Raw genomic sequence first — 9,468 nt, 5'->3', positions numbered from 1 at the left:
TTTTGCTCGCCGCCCGCCGGCGCCGGTGCCGGGCCTGCGGGCTCCTTCGCCAGCGCGGGGCGCTCGAGTGTCGGGATCGCCTGCGTAGCGGCAGGGGTCTCATCCTTTTCCCCCTGCACGCGAGTCAGTTCCGGAGCCGCCGGGGCGGGTTCCGCCGCCTGCGACGGCTGGACGGCCACTTGGCCTGTCGTAGGCGCATACGCCTTGCCGACCGTGACCTGCGCGGTGCCCAACTTGGAAATCACTTCGGGACGTGCGGCCTCAGCCGGCACGGCAGGCGCGGCAGTTCGCCCAGTCGAGTCGCCTGTGGCGACCGGCGCCGCGGCCTTGCCGGCGTAGCGGACCTCGCGCCCCGCGGTCCCGCCGCCGCCTTGCACGACCTGCGACTGGCTGAGGTTATACTGGCGCACCTCGTCCTGAAGTGTGCGGATGGCCTGGAACTGCCGGCCGGACTCGTTACCGACCCTGAGGCGCTCGTCGGCAGCCAACTGGCTGCTGAAGCGCGTGATGTAGTCCCGGTCGGCGACGACGACCCACACGTACTCGCCGTCGCTGTGCGCGAGGAAGTAGTAACCGTTGGGCGCCGCCGCGCGGGCAGGCCTCGCGGCGACGCGGGCAGGCGCGCCGCCCTTGTCAACCGCCTTGCCGAGTTCCTCGACGCGCGCGCCCGCCACGGCGGGCGGAGGCGCGACCGGCTGCCAATCGTTCGCGAGGAACAGCCGCGTGAGATCCTTGTTGGCCTCGGCCGGGGCATCGGTCTCGATCACGAGGGTGTTGCCGCCGGCCCGTCTGAGGTTGTCCACCGTCGCGACTTGCTTGAGTTCGTCAATGGGGACTTCGCCGTTGGCCGCCAGGTTCATCGCCCTCTGGACCTGCTGGACGGCCGCCAGTTCATCGCCGCTCGGTTTCTCGGCGGCGCGAAGCCGCGTTCCCCGGTCCGCATCTTCGGCAAGCGAATCGGGCCCCGGCGCCTTGGAGACGTGCTCCAAACCGGACGGGCCGGCCCGAGCCCTTTCGGGAACCTTGGCCAAGTCTGTCCGCCCTCCGCCCCAGCCGCCTTCCTTGCCTTCGAGGGCGCCGCCCTTGCGGCGGTCGGCGGCCTTGTAATCGCCTACGGCTTCTTTTTTCGCAAGCGCGGCGGCCGAGCCGACACCGCCGCCGATCTCGCCGTCCTTCGCAACCTCGGGGCCGCGCTCCGCCGGGGGACTCAAAACGGGAACCGTTTCCGGCCCGCCGGCGGGCCCGAGCAGCGCCAGGACGCCGATGCCGACGACCAGGAGGAGGCTCGCGGCCACCGCCAGGGCCCTCGGCCAGAGCCGCACACGCCGCAGTGCCAGCGTCCGTTCCTGCGGCTCGGCGTCGTAGCCATGTTCGGCGGCGGGGAGGATGGTGCAGCGTTCGACCTCGCGCTGGACGTCGTCGGCGAGGTCGGCCGGCGCCCGGTGAACCGGCAGGCGTCCCAGCAGGCCCACGGTCGCCCGAAGGTCGGCCAGGAGGGCGCGGCAGTCGGCACAGGATTCCAGGTGCGCGCGGACCGCCGAGGACAGTTCGGACGCCAGTTCCCTGTCCAGGTAAGCCGACAGATGGTCACGCGCTTGCTCGCACAACATAGCCGGTCGCTCCGACCCCCAAACCGTTTTTCCAATCACGCTTTCAGCAGCGGCTGCAACTTGTCCCGCAGCAGGAGCCGGGCCCGATGCAGCCGGGATTTGACCGTTCCCGTCGGCACGCCCAGGATGTCGGCAATCTCCCGATAATCGCAGTGCTGAATGTCCCGCAGCACCACGACGGTCCGGTGCTCGTCGTCCAACTGGGCCAAGGCCTGCTGGACGGCGGTTTCGGTTTCGGCGGCGAGCATCTCGCGCGCCGGGTCCCCGTCCGCGGGGTCCGCCCACCCGCTCGACGGTTCCCCGTCGCCGGGATCGGCGGCCGGCCCCGCCATCCGAACCCACTTCCTTTTTCGGCGATGGCTGAGGCTCGCGTTCACCGCAATGCGAAAGAGCCACGTGTACAGGCTGCTCGTGCCCTTGAAACTCGCCAGGTTCTCGTACGCCTTGACGAACACTTCCTGCACCAGATCCCGGGCGTCCTCGGCCGACCCCACCATCCGGTAGACGGTGTTGTAGAGCCGGTCCTGGTAGCGTTCGACGATCGGGCCGAACGCGGCTCCATCGCCTCCGACGACCTGGCTGACCAGTTCCGAGTCTGCCGGGCCGCCGCTGGTTCCGAATCGCAATGTCACCGCTGACTATCCAATCCCTTAGACGCCGGTTCGGCGTCGAGGTTCCAAAAACCCTGCGGATTATTCGCCCGCCTGCCGTCCCATTGGCCACGCGCCGCCGACGGCAGGGCCATACTATAAACCACGATCGCAAGAGCCACAAGCCCCTGGCCGCGCGCCCTGGGCGCCTTCTCCGCCATCCATGAACGTCCGCCGGGGAAAGTGGTTTCTGTGTAACTTCGCAAACGCACGTCGGCCAGCGACGCGCGGGCTGTCCCAGATGCGCTTGCATGGGCGGCACTAGCGCCCCTCCCAGGCGCAAGGACTCCAGAATTCTGTGAATTTTCTGGCTTGACTCCGCCGACGTTATAACGTATTATAACAGAGGAAGGAGGGCACCGGCATGGCACGCGAAGAGACATTCGGGACGTATTTGCGCAGTCTGAGACTCCGGGCAGGATTCGGCCTGCGGACCTTCGCAGAGACGGTCGGCCTGAAGCCGTCCAACCTGTCTCGCCTGGAGACTGGCCGGATGGCGCCGCCCACGTCGTCGGAAAGGCTGGCACAGATCGCGGAGGCGCTGGACCTCGGCGAAGAATCGCCGGAGTTCAGGAAACTAAATGACTTGGCCGCGAGTGCCAGGCCTGGTACAGTACCGCCAGACGTGAAGGACTACGCGGCCCGGCAACCGGGCGTCCCGCTTCTGCTGAGGACGGCCAAGGGAAAACAACTCGATGAAGCCGAGTTCCGACGACTCGCCGAATACATCGCGGAGCACTTCTGAGAAGCGGTCCACCTTTAACATCTCATGCTTGGAACGTAAGGCAGACGCCCTGCTCTGCGAAACATTTCCGACCGGCGTGAGTGTACCAGTAGATATTGATTTCATAGCAGAAAACCGCTTGCAGCTGGAGATCTTTCCTGTTCCCGGCCTTGAGGCAAATTACAGTGTGTGGGGCTCTTTCTGGAAAACTGCAGAAGGACGGTACAAACTCATAATTGACCAGGACGTGATGGATGACAGGCCCAACCTATACCGATTCACTTTGGGCGAGGAGATCGCGCATTATGTTCTGCACCGCAACCATTTCGTGCGGGTACAGAATGTCAAAGAGGCCTGCCAAGTGCAGAAAGAACTACAGGCAGATTTGCATCACATGGAACGCAACGCCAAGTGGTTCTCGGCTGCTATTCTAATGCCAAGCCAAGTCCTTCGCGAAGAGGCAAACCGCACATATGGCAAACTCGTATCACACGTTGGCTACGGTGACACCGATGCCATCTTGAAGAAGCTGACGGCGCTGCTGGCACGTCAGTTCAGAGTTTCAGCCCAAGCCATGAGCATCCGCTTGGACAACCATCCTTGTAACGTTGCCGAGGCGGTTCGAACGGCGATGGCGGGGCACCATGCAGATCTCTGGGAGTATGGTTCGTAATCATGGCTTGTTCGGGAGGACGAGAACCTTCAGCGACTCGCCGCCGGGCGTCGACATCAGGCGGAACCCCTCGGCCGTGCGCGGCGAGCGACCGGCCCGACGGTTGAAGGCGCTCGATGCGGCCCATGGGTCACGGGCTCCTTCGCCTGGCCAGCACGTCCTTCTCATACGCCTCGACCTTCGGCATCCATCCGCCGTCCGGCGGCACGCCCGCGCGCAGGCACAGCATGTCCCAGACGGCGCCGAACGGCAAGGTCTTGGCCTCTTCCAGGAGCGCGAGTTTCTGGGCGCCCTTGCCTTCGGCCTCGAGCGCCCCCAGCCGATCGCCCGGCTCCAGCAGCGCATACAGGACGGCCTTGCGGACGGCCCGCGCCCCGATGACGTAGGCGGCGACGCGGTTAATGCTCGCATCGAAATAGTCCAGTGCGACCTTCACGCGGCCGAGCGCCTTCCCGCGCACCAGTTCCTGGAACACCGCCCGCACGTCGTCGTCGAAGAGGACGACGTGGTCGCTGTCCCAGCGGATCGCCCGGCTGACGTGCAGCAGCAGCCAATCGGCGAACACCAGGATGGCCGACAGTTTGTCGTGGACCGCCTCGGTCGGATGGAAGTGGCCCATGTCGAGACACACCGCCAGGCCGCGCGCGAGCGCGTACGCCAAGTAGAACTCGTGCGAGCCGACGACGTACGCCTCGCTCCCCAAGCCGAAGAGTTTCGACTCGACCGAGTCGAGGCAGAGACGCCGGTCGATCCCGAGATCGTCGGCGTAGATCGCGTCGAGCGACTCCCGCAGGCGCCTCCGCGGCGACCAGCGGTCGGCCGGCAAGTCCTTCGAGCCGTCGGGAATCCAGAGGTTGACGACGGCCGGTGAGCCGAGAGCCCGCGCCATCGCCTCGCCGATCCGCCGGCACGCGATGCCGTGCGCAATCCAGAACGCGCGGATGCCCGGGTCCGGGTGCGAGAGCGTCAGTCCGTCCGCCGCCTTCGGATGCGCGAAAAACGTCGGGTTGAAATCCAGGCCGATACCCCGCTTCTTGGCCCAGTCGATCCATCCGGCGAAATGTTTCGGCTCGAGCGCATCGCGGTCCACTTTCCGGCCGCCCGTCTCGGCATAGATGGCGTGCAGGTTCACCCGGTGCAGGCCGGGCACGAGGGCGAGCACCTGGTCGAGGTCCCCGCGAAGTTCGTCGGCGCTGCGTGCGCGGCCGGGGTAATTGCCCGTCGCGAGGAGGCCGCCGCTATCCGCCGGGCCTTGGCCGGCCTCGAATCCCCTGAGGTCGTCGCCCTGCCACGAGTGGACCGAGATCGGCACGCGCGCGGCACGCTCGATCGCCGTCTCGGTGTCGACGCCTAGAGCGGCATAGGCGCCGCGGGCGATCTCGTAGGCCTCGTGGGCAACCTTTTCGCCCTGAGCGGACGGTTTGGGGCGTTTCACGTCATGCTCCTCCATCATGGGGCAGGATGACGACCTTCAGGTTCTCGCCGCCCGCTTTTGCCATCAAAGCATTTTCCGAAGATTGTCTCGGGTGATCTCGCAGTCCTTGAGGATTCGAGCAAGCAGGCCGCGCCCGATGGTCTCTCCACGATGAACGGGGACGACGGCGCACCGGCCGTCCGGATGCCGCAGGCTTCCCCTTCTGCGTATGACTTCGAACCCGGACTTCTGAAGGGCTTTGATCAGGCGAAGTCCCGTGAGCGCCGGAAGCCTGCTCATTCGGTCACCGCCACACGCTGCACGCCCACGAATTCAGTGGCCACAGGCTCTTCGACCTCCAGGCAGAGCCGAATGGCCTCCTTGACCCGTTTCATGAGGACATCGAGCGACTTGGCTTGCGTGTGGCAGCCTCGAAGGGCGGGAACCGAGGCCACAAAGTATCCGTCCGCATCCTTTTCGATCACAACGTTGAATTCGTGCACCATGAGAGACTCTCCTTTTCTACGTCCGCTTCAACATTATACCCTCCTGCCGAAGCGATTCACCTCAATTATTCCTACAGCGCCACTTTGCGCGGCGGGTCTCCCGACCCGCCGCGCCACGGGCCGAGAAAACCATTTCTTGCGCGGTGGGTCAGGAGACCCACCGCGCAAAAGAGTCAAGTGGCGCTTTAGTGTTATCCGTGCGGCAGGATGACGACCTTAAGGTTCCGGCCGCCAGCCATGGACATGAGGCGAAAACCCTCCTGCGTCTCCTGGAGCGGCAGGCGGTGCGTAATCATGTCGGCCACGGGCACGCGCCGCGCGGCAATCAACTCAAGGGCCGTCGTCGCGTCTGACGGCGAGTTGCCGTAGGAAGGCTTCAGCGTGACGTCGTTCCGCCAGAAATCGTTCAAGGGCACGCGAAGTTCGACGCCGGGGTCGGTGGTCGCGAAGCAGAGGACCGTCCCGCCGCGGTCCACGCTGGCGAGGGCCTGCTCGAAGGCCGAGAGCGCCCCGCAGCAGACAACCACGAGGTCGAGTCCGCGCCCGCCGTTCGCCTTCCTAAGCATGGTCGGCACGTCCTGGCGCGCATCAAACGCCTCATCCGCGCCGAACCGCCGCGCGAGACCTAAGTGGAACGCATCTATGTCGGTCGCTAGGATGCGCCCCGCGCCGACGGCCTTGGCCAAGGCGATGTGCAGGATGCCTGAGACGCCCGCCCCGAGTACCGCGACGCTCTGCCCCGGCCGAAGGCCGACGCTCCGCTGGCCGCGGACGACGCACCCCAAGGGCTCGGCAAACGAGCCTTCCTCGAACGTGACGCCCGCGGGCAGCGGATACACGCCCCGGTCCGTCTGGAGCGCGGGGACGCGGACGTACTCGGCGAACCCGCCGGGGTCGAAATTCGTCGTGTGGAGCGTCTCGCAGGCGGTATGATGGCCGGCGAGGCAATAGTGGCACGTGTTGCAGGGAACGTGATGGTTGACGGCAACGCGGTCGCCGACCTTGACCTTCGCGACGCCTTCGCCGACCATGACAATCTCCCCCGCGATCTCGTGCCCGAGGACGATGGGCGCCTTCTTGATGCGGTACCACTCCAGGACGTCGGAGCCGCAGATGCCGGAGGCGAGAATCTTGACGAGGATTTCGCCGGGGCCGATGCGCGGGACCGGCCGCTCCTCGATGCGGACGTCGCGGTTATTGTAGTAAACCGCAACGCGCTGAGTTTTTGGGATGTCGGTCATGGCGTCCTCGGCCCAGGGTTTCTTCGCCTTGGTCACCAGCGTTATCGCACTATGCGCGGCTTCACGCGGATGACCGGCGGAGGCGGAAGCGACCGTCTTTGCTTCTGCGGGGGCCTCTCTTTCTCTCTTGGAAGCACCTCCACCTCTTGCAGGGCACGCCTGACTCCGTCTACCTCCACGAGGCAGTCTCTCTTGACCGCCAGTATTAACTTGCCTAAATGCCAACTAGACGTGAATCTAAGATATGAAAACACATATGCTGTGGGCCTGTAACTCTGCTCAGGAGACCGGGAAAAAGCGGGTTGCTCGCTAGCCGGCTTAGAAAAGTCAACACCTAGTGTTGCGAGTCCCCTCAGCGTTGCACGGCTGCCTTTCTTGATGCTCAAGGCAGTCTTTTCGTCAGCGAAGATACGCATCCCGTAGAACTCCTGGAACTCCAAGTCTTCTACCTTCGCAGACGAGAAGGTCAATAGGGCAGTGTTGGTGTCTGCCTCAAACTGCACCTCTTCTACTTCGTATTCTATGAGGATTGTTCCCCGCCCTAAGGCCTCATTGAGCCTTCGCGCGGCCTGTAGCCAGGCCGTCCGCTTTTGAATATCCGTGTCCTGGCTTTCGGCCACAGCCTTGGCTTCCTCCAGATGCCGGCGAATAGCAGCGGCGATTCCCCCGGCGGGCGCAGGGGGCTCCTTAGATTGATCTCCAACTGGCTCAGCATCGGCCTTTTGTTCAGGATCGATACTGGCTTCTTTCAACAGTGCCTTCAAACGCAAAATCTCTTGCGCTTGGTTCTCTACGTATTTAAGGTAGCCCGTCCGCTGCCGCTTGAGCATTTCGTTCTCGGCTTGGAGGACGTGGAGTTCGTCCGCCGGCTCCTGCCCTTCGGCCGCCCGCGTGCTGCAAGCGACAAGGCTCATAAGAAGGGCACCAACTGCCAGCACAAGTCCCGTGGCTTTCATGGTCGGTTCTCCTTTCCGGTGGGCACCCCGCCTTTTCCAATCCCCTCTCCCATCGAGGGAGAGGGAGTGATGTAATCGCCGGCATTTGAGCCCGAAGGGCTCAAACAATCCAGCCCAGGGCAACGCCCTGGGTGATCGGCATCCACAACCCTTCATTTTTATATTTTGTCTTGACGCCCTGAAGGGGCGCAACAAAATCCATTCCCTTTTGTCTCGCCCTTTCAGGGCTGGGTGATGAAAAAAATTATAATTTCGGCACTCCCGCCAACCCAGGCCGTTGGCCTGGGCTATTATGTTTCAGGCCTTCGGCCTGAACGGCGCGGCTCACGATTTCTTTTTCGCTTTGGCGGCGCTGCCACGCGCCAAATCTTGGTACAACTGATACGCCTTGTCGGGCTTCGCCCCATCATGGACGACGGCGCGGATGGCCTGGATCATGGCGACGGGGTGGTCGGCCTGGAAGACGTTGCGTCCCATGTCCACGCCGGCGGCCCCCTGGTCAATCGCCTGGTAGGCCATCTGGAGGGTCTCGGCCTCGGGCAGTTTCTTGCCGCCGGCGATGACGATCGGAACCGTGCAGGCGGCGACGACCTTCTCGAACCCCTCGTCGCAGAAATAGGTCTTGACGACGTGGGCGCCGTTCTCGGCGCAGACGCGGGAGGCCATGCCGAGGTACCGCGCGTCGCGCACGAGTTCCTTTCCGACGGCCGTCACGCCGAGCGTCGGAATGCCGCAGCGGTTGCCCATGTCCACGAGGTGCGTCAGGTTGCGGATCGTGAGGGCCTCGAACTTCGACCCCACGGCGACCATGACGGCCATGAGCGAGGCGTTCAGGCGCACCGCCTCCTCGATGTCCATGATGCACTCGTCGTTGAGTTCCGTCAGCACCGTCGAGCCTGCCGAGACGCGGAGCGAGATGGGCTTGCCGGCCGTTGCGGGGACGATCTGCCTCAGGGCCCCGCGCGTGCACATGAGGCAGTCGGCGTAGGGGATGAGCGGGCGGATCGAGAGGTCCATCCGCTCCAGGCCCGACGTCGGCCCGAGGATGTAGCCGTGGTCGAACGCCAGCATGACGGTTCGGCCGGACTTGGGGTTGAAGATGCGTCCTGTTCCGGCCGGACGATCTCATATCCATGGTCGACCAGCCAGTGGTGAAACTCGTAGGTCGTGTGGATGCAGTCGGTCTTGCAGATGCGGCGGACTTCCTCGTACTCGTCCGTGCCCGCCCGGTGCTTCTCCAACCGGTGCTGAGTCGGGCAGCCGATGTCCTTGCAGAACTCGCGCCGCTGGTACTCGATATAACCGGAAATGGCCACGGCTCCCCTTTCGCATTTTTCCACCGACCGGACCGGCCATGGTAAGACGGGCCGACCCGGGGGTCCAGCGAAAATATCGCGAGAGGCGATTCGCTCCCGGCCTTTCGTCCCGGCCACGCCGGGACTCAAGGCCGGGCGTTGAACGGCCTAAGCCGCGCGGTCGATGAGGCGGCTGATATGGTCGGGCGTCAATTCCCTCAGCGACGCGACAACGAGGTCCGCGCCCGCCTCCGCGAGGGCTTCGCGCGTGGCCGTGCCCACGAGCGCGATTGCCGCCATTCCCGCCCGCACGGCCGCCTCGATGCCGGCGGTCGAATCCTCGACGACGGCGCAGCGGCGCGGCTCCAGCCCAAGTTTCGCCGACGCCTTCAGAAACAC

The 9,468-nt window shown here is 64.6% G+C and carries 10 protein-coding genes and 1 pseudogene; 2 read left to right on the top strand and 9 right to left on the bottom strand.

The features are described from left to right. Both NTX40_01060 and NTX40_01055 read right to left on the bottom strand, forming a co-directional pair. Positions 1–1,610 (bottom strand): zf-HC2 domain-containing protein (locus NTX40_01060; GenBank protein MCX5647678.1); only part of this gene is annotated, 1,610 nt, incomplete at its 3' end. Positions 1,611–1,645: 35 nt separating this feature from the next. Beyond that, positions 1,646–2,242, bottom strand: coding sequence for a sigma-70 family RNA polymerase sigma factor (locus NTX40_01055; GenBank protein MCX5647677.1), 597 nt, complete (start codon positions 2,240–2,242; stop codon positions 1,646–1,648). Between the two features lie 382 nt (positions 2,243–2,624). Between NTX40_01055 and NTX40_01050 the strand changes: the two genes are divergently transcribed. Beyond that, entirely contained in the window at positions 2,625–3,005 is a 381-nt protein-coding gene (locus NTX40_01050; protein ID MCX5647676.1) for a helix-turn-helix transcriptional regulator, read from the top strand. Positions 3,006–3,033: 28 nt separating this feature from the next. Continuing rightward, the gene (locus NTX40_01045) at positions 3,034–3,657 is read left to right on the top strand and encodes an ImmA/IrrE family metallo-endopeptidase (protein ID MCX5647675.1); all 624 of its coding nucleotides are present in this window, start codon (positions 3,034–3,036) and stop codon (positions 3,655–3,657) included. A gap of 130 nt (positions 3,658–3,787) precedes the next feature. On the opposite strand, the gene NTX40_01040 is transcribed toward NTX40_01045, so the two are convergent. The 7 genes and pseudogenes from NTX40_01040 to NTX40_01010 form a co-directional block, all read right to left on the bottom strand. Then, entirely contained in the window at positions 3,788–5,092 is a 1,305-nt protein-coding gene (locus NTX40_01040) for an L-rhamnose isomerase (GenBank protein MCX5647674.1), read from the bottom strand. 63 nt (positions 5,093–5,155) lie between these two features. Then, entirely contained in the window at positions 5,156–5,371 is a 216-nt protein-coding gene (locus NTX40_01035) for a type II toxin-antitoxin system HicA family toxin (GenBank protein MCX5647673.1), read from the bottom strand. Further along, a complete protein-coding gene (locus tag NTX40_01030; protein ID MCX5647672.1) occupies positions 5,368–5,577 on the bottom strand; it encodes a type II toxin-antitoxin system HicB family antitoxin in 210 nt (69 codons plus the stop codon). Before NTX40_01030 ends, NTX40_01035 begins: the two co-directional genes overlap by 4 nt. A gap of 191 nt (positions 5,578–5,768) precedes the next feature. Continuing rightward, positions 5,769–6,854 (bottom strand): alcohol dehydrogenase catalytic domain-containing protein, encoded by a 1,086-nt coding sequence (locus tag NTX40_01025; GenBank protein ID MCX5647671.1) that lies wholly within the window; start codon positions 6,852–6,854, stop codon positions 5,769–5,771. Positions 6,855–6,859: 5 nt separating this feature from the next. Continuing rightward, positions 6,860–7,774, bottom strand: coding sequence for a hypothetical protein (locus tag NTX40_01020; protein ID MCX5647670.1), 915 nt, complete (start codon positions 7,772–7,774; stop codon positions 6,860–6,862). A gap of 324 nt (positions 7,775–8,098) precedes the next feature. Then, positions 8,099–8,878, bottom strand: a pseudogene (lsrF, locus tag NTX40_01015) (3-hydroxy-5-phosphonooxypentane-2,4-dione thiolase). A 359-nt stretch (positions 8,879–9,237) separates the two neighbouring features. After that, positions 9,238–9,468 (bottom strand): HAD-IA family hydrolase (locus tag NTX40_01010; protein ID MCX5647669.1); only part of this gene is annotated, 231 nt, incomplete at its 5' end.

The organism is Planctomycetota bacterium (genome assembly GCA_026387035.1).
Classification (GTDB): domain Bacteria; phylum Planctomycetota; class Phycisphaerae; order FEN-1346; family FEN-1346; genus JAPLMM01.
The sequence above is the reverse complement of the archived record's forward strand: the minus strand, read 5'-3'. Positions and strand labels throughout refer to the sequence as shown.